Below are 17,073 nucleotides of genomic sequence, written 5' to 3' on the forward strand. Positions count from 1 at the left end.
CTTGTTGTGTTTGCAGGTGTTGAAAAATTTGCTATGAAAAACGTATATAATTTTAGTGCAGGACCCGCCATGTTACCTGCTGAAGTCATGGCACAAGCTCAGGCTGAGTTTACTGATTGGCAGGGCTCAGGTTGCTCGGTAATGGAGGTGAGTCACCGCGGTAAGGCATTTATTGATGTGGCCGCCACAGCAGAGCAGGATCTCAGAGATCTCCTCGCCATCCCGGACAATTATAAGGTGTTGTTTTCACATGGCGGCGGCAGAGGACAATTTGCTGCTGTTCCATTAAATATATCTAAAGCGAATGATACTTCTTTACATCTTGTATCAGGTTCCTGGTCAAAAGGTGCTGTGACGGAGGCCTCCAAATACAATCGAGCAAAGGTTGTTGGTGAAGTTTCAAAAAAAGACGGGTTGGCCTATATGGTGCCGCCTTCTCCAGAAACTATTGATGCGTCTGCCGCATACTTGCATTTTTGCCCGAACGAAACCGTGGATGGCATTGCATACAACTGGTTGCCAGAAAGCGGTGACGTGCCTTTGGTCTCAGATATGTCGTCTTGCATATTGTCAGCTCCTCTTGATGTGAGTGCCCATGGTATTATCTATGCTGGGGCACAGAAAAACATTGGCCCATCCGGCTTATCGGTAATCATTGTCAGAGAGGATCTCATCGGCAACGCCAGAATTGAAACCCCTTCAATTTTTGACTATGGCCTGATGGCAAAGAACGATTCCATGTATAACACGCCTCCCACCTTTTCCTGGTATTTGGCAGGCTTGGTGTTTAAGTGGTTGAAGGCACAAGGTGGCCTGTCTGTGATGGAAAATCGCAATAAAGAAAAGGCCGCCTTACTTTACGCGGCTATCGATGGCAGCGATTTTTATCGTAACCCCGTTCATCCGGACAATCGCTCTATCATGAATGTTCCTTTCCTGTTAGCTGATGACAGTTTAAATACGTGCTTTCTTGAAGAAGCGGAAGCCGCTGGTCTTCGGGCTTTAAAAGGTCATCGTATGGTGGGCGGTATGCGGGCCAGTATCTACAATGCCATGCCTAAAGCGGGTGTTCAGGCATTGGTAGAATTTATGCAACAATTTGAAAAGCAATACGGGTGATAGTGTGGAGCAGTTAACCTTACAACCAATAAGTCGCGTCGACGGCGAAGTCAACGTACCTGGTTCAAAAAGCCTTTCTAACCGGGCGCTGTTACTTGCAGCGTTAGCCAAAGGCACCACTCGACTCACTAATTTGCTCGATAGTGATGACATAAGACATATGTTAGTCGCATTGGAACAGCTCGGCGTGGAATACACCCTCAGCAATTGCAAAACCCAGTGTGAAGTGACTGGAGTGGGTGGGAAATTTTCAGTAGCAGATCAACTTTCGTTGTTTTTAGGTAATGCCGGAACGGCAATGCGGCCACTTTGTGCGGTGCTTGCCGCCAGCGACGTCAATGTATTGCTTACTGGTGAACCGCGAATGGAAGAGCGTCCTATTGGCGATTTGGTGGAATCGCTAAATGAAACCGGTGCTAATATTACATATTTAAAGAACCCTGGTTTCCCGCCTTTGCACATAGCAGGCAAAGCCTTGCAAGGTGGTGAAGTGTTTGTAGACGGCAGCGTGTCCAGTCAATTCCTCACTGCGTTGCTAATGGCTGCACCATTGTTCACCACTGATACCATAATTAAAATAAAAGGCGAGTTGGTATCAAAACCCTATATCGATATAACCCTGGACACCATGCAAAAGTTTGGCGTGAATGTTACTAATAATGACTATTCAAGTTTTGAAGTAAAGGGCAATCAGGTATATCAGGCTCCAGGAACCTTCTTAGTGGAAGGTGATGCGTCATCAGCGTCGTATTTCCTTGCTGCTGCAGCAATTAAAGGTGGCAGGGTTAAGGTGACGGGAATAGGCAGTAAAAGTATTCAGGGCGATATTCGCTTTGCTGACGTACTTGAAGCCATGGGAGCAGGTGTTGAGTGGTTCGATGATGCGATTGTTGTCATCGGTGCGCCTCTCGTTGGCGTTGATATGGACATGAATCATATTCCCGATGCTGCGATGACAATTGCAACCACTGCATTATTTGCAGAAGGGCCTACGTCTATCAGGAACATCTATAATTGGCGGGTCAAAGAAACCGATCGTCTCCACGCGATGGCCACTGAACTGAGAAAAGTAGGTGCTACTGTTGAGGAAGGTCATGATTATATTACGGTGTGGCCAGCAGAGAAATTAACCCATGCTGCTATTGATACATATAATGATCATCGTGTAGCCATGTGCTTTTCGTTGGTCGCGCTTAGTGACACATCAGTGACAATTAATGATCCGGGTTGTACAGCGAAAACATTCCCCGATTACTTCAATCGTTTTTCCTCAATTTGTCATTAAATCGCCATCAACAGTTCGGAAAAGTCTTCGAAAATAGGTGAAAACCATGCCGACAATACTTTTGTCGGCATTGCTTCTGTTGAGAAGGCGCGTATAATTGCGCGCGATTTATTAACCTTTTTTTAAAGTGGAGCAGGTATGCAACTTATTCCTGTCGTCACGGTAGACGGACCCAGCGGAGCAGGCAAAGGAACATTAAGTAGCTTACTCGCCGAGAGACTCGGCTGGCATTTCCTGGACAGTGGCGCAATATACCGCGTTTTAGCGGTAGCGGCTTTACATCATGACTTACCCGTGGATGATGAAGGTTGCGTAGTGCCTTTAGCAACGGGCCTTGATGTAAGTTTTGAAACCAATGGCAGCAGCACGCGAATAATTCTCGAAGGTGAAGATGTCACAGATGACATTCGAACTGAACAGGTCGGGGCGGTAGCTTCGCAAATAGCAGCACTACCGAGAGTGAGAGAAGCATTGCTTCGACGCCAGCGTGCATTTCAGATGGAACCTGGCCTTGTCGCAGACGGACGAGACATGGGGACAGTGGTTTTTCCCGATGCAGGTGTAAAGTTATTCCTCACGGCTAGTGCCGAAGCCCGTGCCGAGCGCAGATATGCTCAGTTGAAAGACAAGGGCATGGATGTTAATATTGCGCGCCTTTTAACCGATATCAAAGCGAGAGATGAGCGGGATACTACCCGTTCAGTAGCGCCTTTGGTACCGGCTGAAGATGCAATTGTAATTGATTCTACGCACTTGGATATTAACCAAGTGTTTGATAAAGCGATGGAAGTTGTAAAAACCAAAATGGCTTAATGCCACCTTTGTTTTACTTTTTCCATTTTGTTTGTCGACACAGGAAGTGTTGACTTTTGCTAGTAACCCCACGTTATCCGGACTGAAATGTGGTTGTCAACTTAAATTAACTGAACTTATGACTGAAAATTTTGCACAACTTTTTGAAGAAAGCTTACAGGAACTGGAAACTCGCCCTGGTTCAATTGTAAAAGGTACCGTAGTTTCTATCGACAAAGACATTGTCCTTGTTGATGCAGGCTTGAAATCAGAAAGTGCTATCCCAGCAGACCAATTTAAAAACGCTGAAGGCGAGTTAGAAATCGCTGTTGGCGATCAAGTAGATGTAGCCCTTGACGCGGTAGAAGACGGTTTCGGTGAAACTATCCTGTCTCGCGAAAAAGCGAAGCGTCATGAAGCGTGGGTTGAGCTGGAAAAAGCTTACGAAGATAAAGTCACTATTAAAGGCGTTATCAACGGTAAGGTTAAAGGCGGTTTCACTGTTGAAGTAAACAGTGTTCGCGCATTCTTGCCAGGTTCTTTGGTTGACGTACGCCCTGTACGTGACACCACTCACCTGGAAGGTAAAGAGCTTGAGTTCAAAGTAATCAAGCTGGATGCCAAGCGCAACAACGTTGTTGTATCTCGTCGCGCAGTAATTGAAGCAGAAAGCAGCGCAGAGCGCGAATCTTTGCTTGCCAACCTTGAAGAAGGTCACGAAATCAAAGGTATCGTTAAGAACCTGACTGATTACGGTGCATTCGTAGATTTAGGTGGTGTAGACGGTCTGTTACACATCACTGACATGGCTTGGAAGCGTGTTAAGCATCCAAGTGAAATCGTAAACGTTGGTGATGAAATCAACGTTAAAGTCCTTAAATTCGACAAAGATAAGCAACGTGTTTCTCTTGGTATGAAGCAAATGGGCAACGATCCATGGCATGATATCTCTGGTCGTTACCCAGAAGGTACTAAGATTTCTGGTCAGGTAACGAACCTGACAGACTACGGCTGTTTCGTTGAAATCGAAGACGGCGTTGAAGGTCTGGTACACGTTTCTGAAATGGATTGGACTAACAAAAACATTCACCCATCTAAAGTGGTTAGCTTAGGTGATACTGTTGAAGTTATGGTCCTTGAAATCGACGAAGAACGTCGCCGTATTTCTCTGGGTCTGAAGCAGTGCATTGCTAATCCTTGGGAAACATTTGCAGAATCACACGAAAAAGGCGACAAAGTATCAGGTAAGATCAAGTCAATCACTGACTTCGGTATCTTTATCGGTCTTGACGGTGGTATCGACGGTCTTGTTCACTTGTCTGACATCAGCTGGAATAAAACTGGCGAAGATGCAGTACGTGAATACAAGAAAGGCGACGAAATCTCTGCTGTTGTTCTGCAAGTCGACCCTGAGCGCGAGCGTATTTCTCTTGGTGTTAAACAAATCGAAGAAGATCCTTTCAACAAGTATCTGACAGACAACAAGAAAGGTGCTATCGTTAATGGTACAGTTACTGCTGTTGACGCGAAAGGTGTTACTGTTGACCTGGCCGAAGAAGTTGAAGGCTACATCCGAGTTGCGGACTTGTCTCGCGACCGTGTAGAAGACGCTTCTGAAGTTGTTAATGTTGGTGAAAGCATCGAAGCGAAATTTATGGGCGTTGACCGTAAAAATCGCACTGTTAACCTGTCTGTTAAAGCGAAAGACCAGGCTGACGAAAAAGAAGCTCTCGACAAAGTTAACCAGCAGGAAGACGCTGGCTTCGCGAATGCGATGGCAGAAGCATTTAAAGCCGCTAAAGGCGAATAATATGCTAAGTGGGTGTGAACTTTCACACCCTGTCCGCAGTAGCTGTTATTACAATGTTTTACGAGAGAGGTTTTAAATGACCAAGTCGGAACTAATTGAACGGCTCGCGGATCAAGCGCGACATATCCCGGCGAAAGATTTGGAGCTGGCGATAAAAGAAATCTTGGAACAGATGGCGCAAACCCTGCAAAAAGGTGAGCGTATTGAAATTCGAGGTTTTGGTAGTTTTTCTTTACACTATCGGGCACCACGTGTTGGGAGAAACCCCAAAACAGGTGATACTGTGAAATTGGACGGAAAATACGTTCCACATTTCAAACCCGGAAAAGAGTTAAGAGAACGGGTAGATAGCGCAGTTAGTTAAAAAAGACCGCACAGAGTGCGGTTTTTTTGTATCTGAACATTTGTTTGTTTATCTAAACAGACAGAGGGCTCATGCGCTTGAAATTCAATTTCTTAGATTATCTGTTGACCACATATTTATTATGGTTATATTAGACATTCGTTAAATAAAAATTATTATAGCTGTATATGTCAGCCTCTAACGAAGAACAAATAATTAAACAGTACCAGCCATTGGTACGAGCACTTATTCCCTACGAACAAGATAACCGTCTGTTGGAAGGTTTGAACAAGTTCACGGGAAGGGTTCCTAGTCATGTCAGAAAAATCATTAAGGACGAAGTTATACGACTTACGTGCTTAACTGATGCGCCTGCTGATAACTCTGCCTTTGCTCAGTTTCCCGTTTTTAAATTCTCCCACTTTGGCGTTGAAATGCGCCTTGATAAAGTGGGCGCCAGCATTCTTCAAAAAGAATCAGAAATTTACAGTGATCGGTACACCGTGGGTGTTTTCGAAACCATCACTAATTCGGATTTTTATCAGCAACATATACGCAAGGAAAATCACAAAAAAATTGTCGATGCCTTTACCGTGGAAACACAATCTCTTGACGACATTCACTTTGGAGATGACATTGCAATAACCCCAAACTTCCCTGTTTCAAGCCCAGAATTCGAGAAAGGGAAGAACTGTACTGTGTCTTCTTTGGGCTACAAAAAAATGTCACTGGAAAGTAAAAGACCTCCAAAAGTAAGTGCCCGGGATACTTTCCAGTTTCAATTTCCAGAGGTACCGGGGTTACCAAAAGGGCTGGCCATTAACTATGTAGTTTCTTCGGTTAAATTCAATTCACAAACAGAAAAGTATGAAACCCATTTTAAGCTTCATCCTTCTACACAGCCCAAAATCAAACAGCTCCTTGCTAAATACATTGATATGTCTTCATTCCAGCAGCCCCTACAACGAGAATTGGAAGCTGAAAGGGCTATGCAAGATTTAGAAAGAGACAGGGTTCTGGAGCACAGTCCTTGGGTGCCAGTATATTTACAAAAAGATAATGAAGGTTATAAACCAACTGCATTGTTGTTCACTAAAGTGAATCAGGCTCAAAGTGGCGGGCTTTCTGCTATTCAAACGGCCATGCGCATTAAACTGTTTCCGCGGCTTATCCGGGAGTTATCACAATATAACGAAGCGTTTGTTATTAGTGGGGTGCTTGAAACTAAAAAAATATCCATTCCAATTAATGCTACGCTACGGGAAATTGAGTCGCTGGATTTACTTTCTCCTCTTATCCACCTGTTGAACAAGAATGAGTCTTTGCAGTGCATTCAATGTCGGTTGGCGCCAGTACATCAGGATGATAAAACGAAAGCCTTTGCCATTCACGACCTCATTAAACAAGATTATCCACAGCTCGATACGTACTCTCATATTATTTATTGTAAAAATATCACTGATTCTTTGATGGGGTTAGCATTAACCGAAAAAAGAATGCTGCCGGAAATACCTGAGACTTTAGTTGATGATCAACAAGCTTATCCATTAAGCATTATTATGGAAGACGAGTTGGACAGGCGTGCCGAAGCCCGCTACTTACTGGACAAAGAGGGGTCGGTTAAAACCGGGTTATTAACGTCTGTGCCAGTGAAGATCCTCGATGTATCAGCCCAAGGTATGCGACTTTGTTATGTAGATAAACCTGAAAAAATTGATAAAGAAATTCGGGTGTCTGTTCCCGAACTAAAAGTTAAAAATCAGAAGTACAAAGTCGTGTTTTATCAACCTTCATCTGGTGAAGCCAGATTGTGTTTACCGTCAAAGCGGGAATCGGTTACTGGGGTGATAACTCAATTTTTGAAAAACCACTCTGCTATTTTTAAGCATAAAGATCTATCACTAATTCAGCGCAATACTCACAGGTTTGTATGGGAATTGGCCATGCGGCATCACCCGTCAGCCAGTATCCTTTGTACCACAAACCGTTACTTATTGAACCGACTTAAAACGGTTTATCAGTCGGTGAACTGTGATGACCTTTACCCCTTCTCGCAAATTCAAAATGTTGTGCCTATGCACGGTTTTTTCGCAGACCGGGAAGCGCAGAAGCCGAAGTCTAAAATGCTCACGGACATGTTCAGAGGCAGTGTTACAGACATTAATGTTGTCCATTGCGTGCGTAGATCGGACAAAAAGCTCGTTTTTGTTCCCGAGCAGGATTATCTGTTTGGCAACACACGAAAGGTGGTTCAAAAGTATATTGATGAAGATCAGGTAGAGTTATGCGTAACCAAAATTGATGTTAGCCGCTGCTTAACCCCAACGACGCCAATGAGTAAAAAACGACTAGCGCAACTTTCCCGTATCGATAAGCCAATGTACGACAGGTTTACTGTGATGCAGTCTTCCTACACCCACGTGATTTATCTCACTAGTGAATCTGTTCTGCATACCGCGTTAATGAAAGCTGCATTGCGGCCAGTGAAGCAGAAGGCAACGTCTGTGGAGAAGGAAAATGCCTAGAGCGTGTTCCACTTCGCTGCAAAAAAGTACCTGAAAGTTCAACCCGCTCTGAATATCTTCTGTCGAACAGCTGCTAATTCACAATCATTTTTCATGAATGTGGTGTCATGTTTGCGTCAATTTGCTATCCTCATTAATAGTTAAAAGATCAAGGGTTTTTGCTTTGAAGGGCATAGTTTCACTCCTACTTGTCATCGTTTTATTGGCGCTGGCATTTGCAATTGGTTCGCAAAACGAAGCAGTTATCACAGTTAATTATCTCATTGCACAAGCTGATATCCGGTTATCCACTCTGATTGCGATTGCCGTGAGCATTGGAATTATTGTCGGTTTACTCATCATGTTGGTGAGTTGGCTCGGTTTGCGTATGCAACTGCTTGCTGCTCGAAGTCGCATTAAAAAGCTCACGAAAGAATAATCTATGCTTGAATTGCTGTTTCTTTTACTACCAGTTGCTGCTGGTTACGGTTGGATTATGGGCAGAAACAGTGTTCGGCAAGCCCAGCGTAAACAATCGAGTATTTTATCCCGCCACTATTACAAAGGGCTTAACTTTTTGTTGTCGGATCAACCCGACAAAGCCGTTGATACCCTGATTAAAATGATCAACCTCAACAGCGATACCGTTGAAACTCACATTGCCATGGGAAATTTCTTCCGTCATCGAGGGGAAATTGACCGCGCTATAAAAGTGCACCAAAATCTGGTTTCACGAGAAGAGATCCAAGGTAGTCAGCAGGAAACGGCCCTTAAGGAACTTGGTCGTGACTACATGCAAGCGGGCTTTCTTGAACGAGCTGAAAACGCATACCTGCAATTGCTGAACAGTGACAAACATTACCTGGTTGCACAGCAACAGTTATTTAGTATCTATCAGACAACAAAAGAATGGAATCGGGCTATCGAACTGGCGGAACGCATGGTCGACTGTCATGGCGATTCGGATGACGTGAGCGAAAGACTTGCTCATTTTTATTGTGAGCAGGCTGAAATCGAAATTAATGCCGACAATAGCGGTGATGCCCTTATTCTTTTGCAAAAGGCGGTTAATGCTGATGAGCACGCGGTCAGACCATGGTTAATGTTAGGGCATATTGCCCTTAAACAGCAGCGTTTTGACGACGCGATTGGCTATTTTGTTCAGGTTGCAGAGCATGATTTAAATTGGTTTAGTGAGGCGGTACCAAGCTTGGAGAAGATAGCTGAGCAAACCGGTGACTGGACGCGATTTGAAGAGGCATTGTCGACCCATTGGCAAGATTGTGCTACTTCCTATCTCGCTATGGTAGATATTAAAATTGCTCAGGGCAAAACCCAGGAAGCGAGTGAATACCTGTTAGAACAAATTCGTAAACGCCCAACCATGAAGGGTTTTAAAACCCTAATGGGCTTGTATATCGATCAACTGGAAGACAAAGCATCGGCAGATAGCTTAAAAATGCTTAAAGCACTGGTGGAAGACCAAATTAAACAACGTCCAAAGTACCGTTGCGTAAGCTGTGGTTTCTCAGGCCGCAAACTTTATTGGTTGTGTCCGTCGTGTAAGAAGTGGAATGTGGTTAAACCTATTAAAGGTCTCGACGGAGAATAAATTTACATGCAAGACCCCAAAGTAATTGTCGCCCTTGATTACGCTAACGCAGAAAGCGCACTGGCGTTTGTTACAGATTTAGAGCCTTCGCTTTGCCGGCTTAAGGTTGGCAAGGAAATGTTTACCTTATTTGGGCCTGAGTTTGTTAAAAAATTAGTTAGCATGGGCTTTGATGTATTTCTGGATCTCAAATTTCACGATATCCCTAATACCGTGGCTAAAGCTTGTAAGGCGGCTGCCGAATTAGGCGTGTGGATGGTAAACGTCCATGCTTCCGGTGGTCTGGAAATGATGAAAGCAGCTAAAAAAGCCATTTCACAAAGTAGTAAGCCAGACACTAAGCTTATTGCTGTTACGGTACTCACCAGCATGGATCAGGCTCAGTTATCCGATGTTGTTCCTTCTGTAACACCTGCGCAGCAGGTCGAGAAGCTGGCAGCGCTAACCTATGCGGCAGGTTTGGATGGTGTGGTGTGTTCAGCGCAGGAAGCAGTGATGTTAAGAAAACACTACAACAGTGACTTCTTACTTGTGACACCTGGTATTAGACCAGAAGGAAGTGATAAGGGCGATCAAAAAAGAGTGATGACACCTGAGAGCGCCATCAGAGCAGGCGTAAGCTATTTAGTCATGGGAAGGCCTATAACGCAGGCGCAAGCCCCCGTAAAAGTACTTAAAGAAGTCAATGACTCACTAAACTAAAAAAGCCCCAGCAGGGGCTTTTTTAGTATACGTCCATATTTTTACTATCGCAGCGCTTCTTCAGCTGGGGTGTAGGTTAAACCGAGCTTTTCTCCAAGAGCATCCACTACTGCTTTATACGTCACTTTACCTTCGTGAACATTCAAACCATTCAACAGGTGCCTGTCTTCCAGCATGGCTCGCTTGGGGCCTTTATTGGCAAGGGCAAGGCCAAATGGTAACGTGGCATTGTTTAGAGCCATGGTAGATGTTCTGGCTACGCCACCTGGCATGTTAGCTACACAGTAATGTACAACGTCATCTACTACGTAAACCGGGTCTTGATGGGTTGTTGCTTTAGACGTTGCAAAACAGCCCCCCTGGTCAATAGCGACGTCGACGACTACAGATCCTGGCTTCATGGCTTTAATGTGGTCTTCATTGATAAGTTTTGGCGCTGCAGCACCTGGTATTAACACGGCTCCAACCACCAAATCGGCCTTCGAAGAGTAGTGCTCAATAGCGTCAACTGTTGAGTAAACCGTTTTAACCTGGCCATTGAAAATGTCGTCTAATTGACGTAAACGCGGCAAGGAACGGTCTAAAATAGTCACATCGGCACCGAGGCCCAATGCCATTTTGGCGGCATTAATACCGACTACACCACCACCGACAACAAGTACCTTACCGGGTGCAACACCGGGTACACCGCCTAACAGTGTGCCACTGCCCCCGTGGGCTTTCTCTAAGTAATGGGCTCCGGCCTGAACAGACATTCTACCCGCTACTTCACTCATTGGCGCCAATAATGGTAGGCCGCCGCGATCATCCGTAACTGTCTCATAAGCAATACAGGTTGCACCGGATTCTATCAGTAACTCAGTTTGAACTGGATCTGGAGCGAGGTGTAAATACGTGTACAGAGTTTGCCCTTTACGTAGCATCTTGCACTCATTTGGCTGAGGCTCTTTTACTTTTACGATCATTTCTGCTTCAGCAAAAACTTGTTGTGCCGTTTCAGCAATAGTTGCGCCAGCAGCTTCGTAAAGATCATCTGTGAACCCGATAGCGGCCCCAGCTTGAGTTTCTACTAATACATTGTGACCGTGCGTTACAAACTCTTTAACTGCAGCAGGGGTCAGGCCAACACGATATTCATGATTTTTTATTTCTTTAGGTACACCAACCAGCATTTATACTCTCGCTTTAGAAAGGGTTAACAATCGAACAGCAGTATACGTGATAAGAAAAAGGACTATTGACTGAAGATTTTAATTTGACAGTATAATATACTAATAAAATGTCATTTAGAAAAATTTACTATGCTGGTAAAAACGCCTAAACACCTCGATAGAATAGACAGAAACATTCTACACGCACTGCAATTAAATGGCAGAATTTCAAATGTTGAACTGGCGAAACAGGTTGGGCTCAGCGCCAGCCCTTGTCTCGAAAGAGTAAAGCGCTTAGAGGCTCAGGGATATATTCGGGGCTATCATGCAACGTTAGAACCGGAAAAGCTCGGTGCGGCGATGTTAGTGTTTGTTGAAATCACATTAACAAAAACTTCAGTGGATATTTTTGCAGAATTTTCTGCGGCAGTGCAGGAGCATGAAGATATACAGGAGTGCCACCTTGTATCCGGCGATTTTGATTTTTTATTAAAAGCGAGGGTGGCAGATATGTCGAGTTACCGAAAATTATTGGGTGATACACTTTTACGTCTTCCCGGCGTCAGTGAATCACGTACATATGTTGTGATGGAAGAGGTCAAGAGTACCACTGCTTTGAGAATCAATGTAAAGTAATACAGATGCTGGCATTGCAGTTTTACCATTTACTTTGTGGTAGTCTGTTTGACCGGTAATGCAATTGTGTAAATATGAACATTTTGCGACCAAGTAGTTGAGACATAATAATAATGTTTTTAATAAGTACGTTTGTTTTTTCCGTGTGTAAGAGATAACAGCACAGACAGACGACAGGTGATTTAGGGTTTATGGCGCGTTTAACTGGTGTACAGCGAATTCTTGAGGCATGCATGATCATTGCTTGTGTCTTCGCTTTTTTTATTCTTTTGGCTCTGGCTTCTTTCCATCCGGGAGATCCGGGTTGGAGTCAGGCAGGGTTACAACTTGATGTCCACAACTGGGTGGGTGCCACAGGTGCCTGGGTTGCGGATTTACTGCTATTCAGTTTTGGCTGGCTGGCGTATTTATTGCCTTTTTGTTTCGCCTTTCTCGGTTGGTTCTTATTCCAACACGTCAAAGACTTAGATGAATTTGACTATTTAACTATAGGCCTGCGTATCATAGGTGGGCTTCTGATTGCCCTTGGCGTCACCGGCATAGCCAGTATTAATTTTAACGATCTATTTAATTTTTCTGCTGGCGGTTTTGTTGGAGATGTTATTAGTTCTGCGCTCATTCCTTACTTCAACAAGGCCGGAACTATTTTGCTTTTGCTTTGTTTTTTCTGTACAGGATTTACACTGCTAACAGGTATCAGCTGGCTAGATATTGTTGATGCGCTAGGTAGTGCAACCATTTGGTTTGGTAAGAAAACGGTTAAATTACCGCAGCAACTCATTGGTATGGATATGCCGAGATTGGCCCTGACTTCTGCAAATGAACCAGCAGGGGAGGGGAAAGGCGCTTCGCTGGACGTCACTTCGTTACGAGCGGAGCCCCCAGCAGAGGACCCACAGAATACACCTCGTGACGTTGTACGAAACGAGCCGAGTTTTGGAATTCCAGAGGAAATATTTGCTGCTGAAGACGAGCCGCCATTTATTGTCGACGACCATAAAATCTCGGTTAATGATTCAGCAACGCCTTCACCAGAAGCATCCAAAGAGTCGGAGTCGCGTTTTTCTTTAGGTCAGATCAAAGAGAAATTTACAGCTAAAAAACAGGCTGAGGAACCTGTTTCTCCCAGCGCCAGCGATGACCAACTGATGGTTCAGACGCAAACTTCAGATGACAATGCTGCTGAAGGCCGACAACCCACGCCATCGAAAAAGAAAGACAAACCTACCACCCTCGCTGAAGCCATTGCGGCTAAAGAGGAAGAAAAGGCCGAGTTAGCTGCGTTAGGCCCTATGCCGTCTTTTGAACTACTGGAGCGGCCTGATCGCAAGGAAAACCCCATTACGCCAGAAGAAATGGAAATGGTTTCAAGGCTTGTAGAAGACAAACTTGCAGACTTTAACATTGAAGCAAATGTTGTCGGTGTATTTCCCGGGCCGGTGATTACCCGTTTTGAACTTGATCTCGCGCCGGGAGTGAAAGTGAGTAAAATCACCGGGCTGTCGAAAGATTTGGCCCGTGCCATGTCCGCTATTTCTGTACGAGTCGTTGAGGTTATTCCTGGAAAATCCGTAATTGGCCTAGAGTTACCCAATAAGAAGCGGGAAATGGTAAGGCTCAGTGAGGTCATTAGCTGTGAAGCCTTCCAGAGTAACAAGTCGCCTTTGACCATGGTACTTGGGGCTGATATCAGCGGTAAACCTGTTGTGGTTGATCTCGCTAAAATGCCCCACCTTTTGGTGGCCGGTACCACGGGGGCGGGTAAGTCGGTTGGTGTAAACGTGATGATTTTGAGTTTGCTTTACAAATCGACACCAGAAGACGTACGGATGATCATGATCGATCCGAAAATGCTCGAACTGTCAGTTTACGAAGGGATCCCTCATCTACTTGCTGAAGTCGTCACTGATATGAAAGAAGCTGCGAATGCTTTGCGTTGGTGCGTTGGAGAAATGGAGCGGCGATACAAACTCATGTCAGCACTAGGTGTAAGAAACCTCAAGGGTTACAATGCGAAAGTGATGCAAGCTATTGAGGATGGCGAGCCGATAAAAGACCCCCTGTGGCGAACTGAGGACAACATGGAACAGGAAGCCCCAGAACTTGGCAAGTTGCCTGCTATTGTCGTTGTGGTTGACGAATTTGCAGACATGATGATGATCGTGGGCAAGAAAGTTGAAGAACTCATTGCCCGTATTGCACAAAAGGCAAGGGCAGCGGGAATTCATTTGGTATTAGCGACCCAGCGACCATCCGTTGATGTTATCACCGGTCTGATCAAAGCTAATATTCCAACTCGGATAGCCTTTCAGGTGTCAAGTAAGATAGATTCCAGAACCATTTTAGATCAGCAGGGCGCAGAGGCCTTATTAGGAATGGGTGACATGTTGTATCTGCCGCCAGGAAGTCCAGTTCCCACCCGTGTCCACGGGGCCTTTGTTGATGACCACGAAGTTCATGCCGTCGTAAACGATTGGAAAAAGCGGGGTAAACCCGACTATATCGATGAAATTCTCAACGGTGAAACTTCCGCTGAAGTACTTTTACCAGGAGAACAAGCCGAGAATGCGGATGAAGAGTACGACGCATTCTTCGACGAGGCGGTGGCGTTTGTTACTGAAACCCGCCGTGCCAGTGTGTCTTCAGTGCAACGTAAATTTAGAATTGGTTACAATCGAGCGGCCAGACTGGTCGAACAAATGGAAGCAAACGGTGTCGTATCATCACCAGGTCACAATGGGAACAGAGAGGTTTTAGCACCTCCAGCCCCGAAGGAGTAGTAGATGAAACCGTGGTTTAAATTCGTGTGTTTTATGATATCAGGCTTAGTGATGTCTTTGTCTGTTAATGCTGATGAACAGCCAGAAGCACTGCTGAAACGTCATCTTAGCGAACTACACTATTTTAGTGCATCCTTTATGCAAGTTGTTCTTGATGAGAACAAAGACATCGTGCATGAAGCGCAAGGTAAGTTGTACCTAACGCGGCCAGATAAGCTGAGATGGGAAACCCAGTTTCCGGATGATAGCTTACTCATAGCCGATGGGGAGTCGGTGTGGAATATCGACCCATTTGTAGAGCAGGTTACTATCTTAGATCAAAAATCGGCGATAAAAGATAACCCTTTTATGTTGCTTATTTCCTCTGACGACAGTGTGTGGGAAAAGTTTATTGTTACTATTGACCCTCAACATCCAGCTCTTTTTACTGTGGAACCAAAAACGCCCGAAGGACAAATTCGTGCACTGACATTTTCTTTCACCGATAATGCTCTGCATCGCCTTAGCGTCAAAGACGCCCAAGGGCAGACCAGCGATTTGTCGTTTTCAGACATCAATTCTGAAACACCTCCTAAGGCAAGCCTTTTTCAACCGGATGTAAATGATAACTACATTGTTGATGACCAGCGATGAACGATCTGCTTCAGAATGATTTCGCACCCTTAGCGGCGAGAATGCGGCCTACGTCTATTGAAGAGTACGCTGGGCAACAGCATTTATTGGGTACCGGAAAGCCGTTGCGAAAAATGCTTGAAGCGGGTCAGTGCCATTCTATGGTGCTGTGGGGCCCGCCTGGAACAGGAAAAACCACGCTGGCAGAGATGATTGCTACGTATACGCAAGCTAAAGTTGTGCGTTTGTCTGCGGTAACTGCTGGCGTAAAAGACGTTCGAGCCGCTATGGAAAAGGCTGAGATCGACGCAAGACACGGTCAGAAAACCCTGTTGTTTGTTGATGAGGTTCACCGGTTTAACAAGAGCCAACAAGATGCTTTTTTGCCGTTTGTAGAGTCAGGTACGGTGACTTTTATTGGTGCAACCACAGAAAACCCTTCATTCGAACTTAACAACGCCTTACTGTCACGGGTTCGGGTTTATGTACTTAAAGCACTAGATGAGCCTGCATTAGCAGCTTTGATGACTCGTGCACTGCTTGATGACAAAAAGGGGCTGGGTCATAGAGGTCTTCACATAAACGAAGACGCTAAAGCAGCGCTCATCGGTTTAAGCGGGGGAGACGGAAGGCGATTACTGACTTATCTTGAGCTGGCTGGTGATTTTTGTGACGACGGCAATATCTCATTGCGGGATATTGAAGAAGCCGTGGGTGAAAAGGTGGCCGCCTATGACAAGCAAGGTGATGCCTTTTATGATTTAATATCGGCGTTTCACAAATCGGTGCGTGGTTCTGACCCTGACGCTGCTCTTTATTGGTATGCTCGAATCTTACAAGGTGGGGGAGACGCGCTCTACGTGGCCCGCAGACTTCTAGCTATCGCATCAGAAGATATTGGTAATGCAGATCCCAGGGCTATGCAGCTTTGTGTTAATGCCTGGGATTGTTATCACCGGGTAGGGCCTGCTGAAGGTGAGCGCGCTATCGCTCAAGCCGCAGTCTATTGCGCGCTGGCAGCGAAAAGCAATGCGGTATACATGGCTTTTTCAGACGCTAAGCGCGTGGTCACTGCATCTGTGGATTACCCAGTCCCAAATCATCTTCGCAATGCACCCACAGCACTGATGAAAGAGATGGGTTACGGAAAAGAATACCGCTACGCACATAACGAGCCAGGTGCTTTTGCCGCTGGCGAAAGCTATTTACCTCCGGAATTGGGTGGGGCAAGATTTTACCATCCCACCGACAGAGGTTTAGAAAAGCAACTGAAAGCAAAACGGGACTATCTCGACAGGTTGAACGAAAACAGTACAAACAAAAGGGATTAGCTATGCCAACGGGTATCGTCTTGTATTTTTATTTAGCCTTGGGTGGCGCGATGGGGGCTTGCTTACGTTATTTTGTTACGTCAAATATTGATTCCTGGTTTGGAAAAGCGCTGCCCTTTGGTACACTTACCGTCAATGTTGTAGGCTCTTTTTCCCTCGCGTTGCTTTATGGTTTGATTGAGCGACACGATTTAATGGAATCACCCTATCGTGCGTTAATAGGCGTAGGTTTACTGGGTGCCTTTACCACTTTTTCAACATTTTCAATTGAAACACTCACACTGCTGGAGAATGGCCTTATTGTGAAGGCTGTCGCCAATGTGTTACTCAATGTTTGCGCCTGCCTATTAGCGGGCTGGGCAGCCATTGTCTTGATGAAAGGATAAATAGAACGGT

General features: G+C 45.2%; 15 protein-coding genes. 14 read left to right on the top strand and 1 reads right to left on the bottom strand.

What is annotated here, in order from left to right:
* Positions 1-33: 33 nt before the first annotated feature.
* The 9 genes from serC to pyrF all read left to right on the top strand — a co-directional run bounded on the left by serC (position 34) and on the right by pyrF (position 10,167).
* The gene (gene serC, locus ACXACM_RS12960; protein WP_474822216.1) at positions 34-1,119 is read left to right on the top strand and encodes a 3-phosphoserine/phosphohydroxythreonine transaminase; all 1,086 of its coding nucleotides are present in this window, start codon (positions 34-36) and stop codon (positions 1,117-1,119) included.
* 4 nt (positions 1,120-1,123) lie between these two features.
* A complete protein-coding gene (aroA, locus tag ACXACM_RS12965; RefSeq protein WP_474822218.1) occupies positions 1,124-2,404 on the top strand; it encodes a 3-phosphoshikimate 1-carboxyvinyltransferase in 1,281 nt (426 codons plus the stop codon).
* 138 nt (positions 2,405-2,542) lie between these two features.
* Entirely contained in the window at positions 2,543-3,217 is a 675-nt protein-coding gene (gene cmk, locus ACXACM_RS12970) for a (d)CMP kinase (RefSeq protein WP_474822219.1), read from the top strand.
* A gap of 118 nt (positions 3,218-3,335) precedes the next feature.
* Positions 3,336-5,006: a 30S ribosomal protein S1 gene (gene rpsA / locus ACXACM_RS12975; RefSeq protein ID WP_474822220.1), complete on the top strand. Its 1,671-nt coding sequence runs from the start codon at positions 3,336-3,338 to the stop codon at positions 5,004-5,006.
* A gap of 76 nt (positions 5,007-5,082) precedes the next feature.
* The gene (gene ihfB / locus ACXACM_RS12980) at positions 5,083-5,370 is read left to right on the top strand and encodes an integration host factor subunit beta (protein ID WP_216026326.1); all 288 of its coding nucleotides are present in this window, start codon (positions 5,083-5,085) and stop codon (positions 5,368-5,370) included.
* 167 nt (positions 5,371-5,537) lie between these two features.
* Positions 5,538-7,874 carry a PilZ domain-containing protein gene (locus tag ACXACM_RS12985; protein ID WP_474822222.1) on the top strand — a complete coding sequence of 779 codons (2,337 nt, stop codon included), beginning with the start codon at positions 5,538-5,540 and terminating at the stop codon, positions 7,872-7,874.
* A 163-nt stretch (positions 7,875-8,037) separates the two neighbouring features.
* On the top strand, positions 8,038-8,292 hold the full coding sequence (locus tag ACXACM_RS12990; protein ID WP_474822223.1) for a LapA family protein: 255 nt from the start codon (positions 8,038-8,040) through the stop codon (positions 8,290-8,292).
* Between the two features lie 3 nt (positions 8,293-8,295).
* Positions 8,296-9,465 carry a lipopolysaccharide assembly protein LapB gene (gene lapB, locus ACXACM_RS12995; RefSeq protein WP_474822224.1) on the top strand — a complete coding sequence of 390 codons (1,170 nt, stop codon included), beginning with the start codon at positions 8,296-8,298 and terminating at the stop codon, positions 9,463-9,465.
* Between the two features lie 6 nt (positions 9,466-9,471).
* Positions 9,472-10,167, top strand: coding sequence for an orotidine-5'-phosphate decarboxylase (gene pyrF / locus ACXACM_RS13000; RefSeq protein WP_474822225.1), 696 nt, complete (start codon positions 9,472-9,474; stop codon positions 10,165-10,167).
* A 44-nt stretch (positions 10,168-10,211) separates the two neighbouring features.
* Here the strand turns inward: pyrF and ald are convergent, their stop codons facing one another.
* Entirely contained in the window at positions 10,212-11,339 is a 1,128-nt protein-coding gene (gene ald / locus ACXACM_RS13005) for an alanine dehydrogenase (protein WP_474822226.1), read from the bottom strand.
* Between the two features lie 129 nt (positions 11,340-11,468).
* Here ald and lrp point away from each other — a divergent pair, with 129 nt between their 5' ends.
* The 5 genes from lrp (at position 11,469) to crcB (ending at position 17,063) form a co-directional block, all read left to right on the top strand.
* Positions 11,469-11,954 carry a leucine-responsive transcriptional regulator Lrp gene (gene lrp / locus ACXACM_RS13010; RefSeq protein WP_474822227.1) on the top strand — a complete coding sequence of 162 codons (486 nt, stop codon included), beginning with the start codon at positions 11,469-11,471 and terminating at the stop codon, positions 11,952-11,954.
* Positions 11,955-12,145: 191 nt separating this feature from the next.
* Positions 12,146-14,734 carry a DNA translocase FtsK gene (locus ACXACM_RS13015; RefSeq protein WP_474822229.1) on the top strand — a complete coding sequence of 863 codons (2,589 nt, stop codon included), beginning with the start codon at positions 12,146-12,148 and terminating at the stop codon, positions 14,732-14,734.
* A 3-nt stretch (positions 14,735-14,737) separates the two neighbouring features.
* Positions 14,738-15,367 (top strand): outer membrane lipoprotein periplasmic chaperone LolA, encoded by a 630-nt coding sequence (gene lolA / locus ACXACM_RS13020; RefSeq protein WP_474822230.1) that lies wholly within the window; start codon positions 14,738-14,740, stop codon positions 15,365-15,367.
* Positions 15,364-16,677: a replication-associated recombination protein A gene (locus tag ACXACM_RS13025; protein WP_474822231.1), complete on the top strand. Its 1,314-nt coding sequence runs from the start codon at positions 15,364-15,366 to the stop codon at positions 16,675-16,677. Before lolA ends, ACXACM_RS13025 begins: the two co-directional genes overlap by 4 nt.
* Before the next feature lie 2 nt (positions 16,678-16,679).
* The gene (gene crcB, locus ACXACM_RS13030) at positions 16,680-17,063 is read left to right on the top strand and encodes a fluoride efflux transporter CrcB (protein ID WP_474822233.1); all 384 of its coding nucleotides are present in this window, start codon (positions 16,680-16,682) and stop codon (positions 17,061-17,063) included.
* Positions 17,064-17,073: the final 10 nt, after the last annotated feature.

It is taken from the genome of Alteromonas sp. AWQ4_252, assembly GCF_056158205.1.

What these genes read in the sequence shown, in the direction of transcription:
- serC (WP_474822216.1), top strand. Translation starts at nt 34, where the DNA reads ATGAAAAACGTATATAATTTTAGTGCAGGACCCGCCATGTTACCTGCT.
- cmk (WP_474822219.1), top strand. Translation starts at nt 2,543, where the DNA reads ATGCAACTTATTCCTGTCGTCACGGTAGACGGACCCAGCGGAGCAGGC.
- rpsA (WP_474822220.1), top strand. Translation starts at nt 3,336, where the DNA reads ATGACTGAAAATTTTGCACAACTTTTTGAAGAAAGCTTACAGGAACTG.
- ihfB (WP_216026326.1), top strand. Translation starts at nt 5,083, where the DNA reads ATGACCAAGTCGGAACTAATTGAACGGCTCGCGGATCAAGCGCGACAT.
- ACXACM_RS12985 (WP_474822222.1), top strand. Translation starts at nt 5,538, where the DNA reads ATGTCAGCCTCTAACGAAGAACAAATAATTAAACAGTACCAGCCATTG.
- lapB (WP_474822224.1), top strand. Translation starts at nt 8,296, where the DNA reads ATGCTTGAATTGCTGTTTCTTTTACTACCAGTTGCTGCTGGTTACGGT.
- pyrF (WP_474822225.1), top strand. Translation starts at nt 9,472, where the DNA reads ATGCAAGACCCCAAAGTAATTGTCGCCCTTGATTACGCTAACGCAGAA.
- ald (WP_474822226.1), bottom strand. Translation starts at nt 11,339, where the DNA reads ATGCTGGTTGGTGTACCTAAAGAAATAAAAAATCATGAATATCGTGTT.
- lrp (WP_474822227.1), top strand. Translation starts at nt 11,469, where the DNA reads ATGCTGGTAAAAACGCCTAAACACCTCGATAGAATAGACAGAAACATT.
- ACXACM_RS13015 (WP_474822229.1), top strand. Translation starts at nt 12,146, where the DNA reads ATGGCGCGTTTAACTGGTGTACAGCGAATTCTTGAGGCATGCATGATC.
- lolA (WP_474822230.1), top strand. Translation starts at nt 14,738, where the DNA reads ATGAAACCGTGGTTTAAATTCGTGTGTTTTATGATATCAGGCTTAGTG.
- ACXACM_RS13025 (WP_474822231.1), top strand. Translation starts at nt 15,364, where the DNA reads ATGAACGATCTGCTTCAGAATGATTTCGCACCCTTAGCGGCGAGAATG.
- crcB (WP_474822233.1), top strand. Translation starts at nt 16,680, where the DNA reads ATGCCAACGGGTATCGTCTTGTATTTTTATTTAGCCTTGGGTGGCGCG.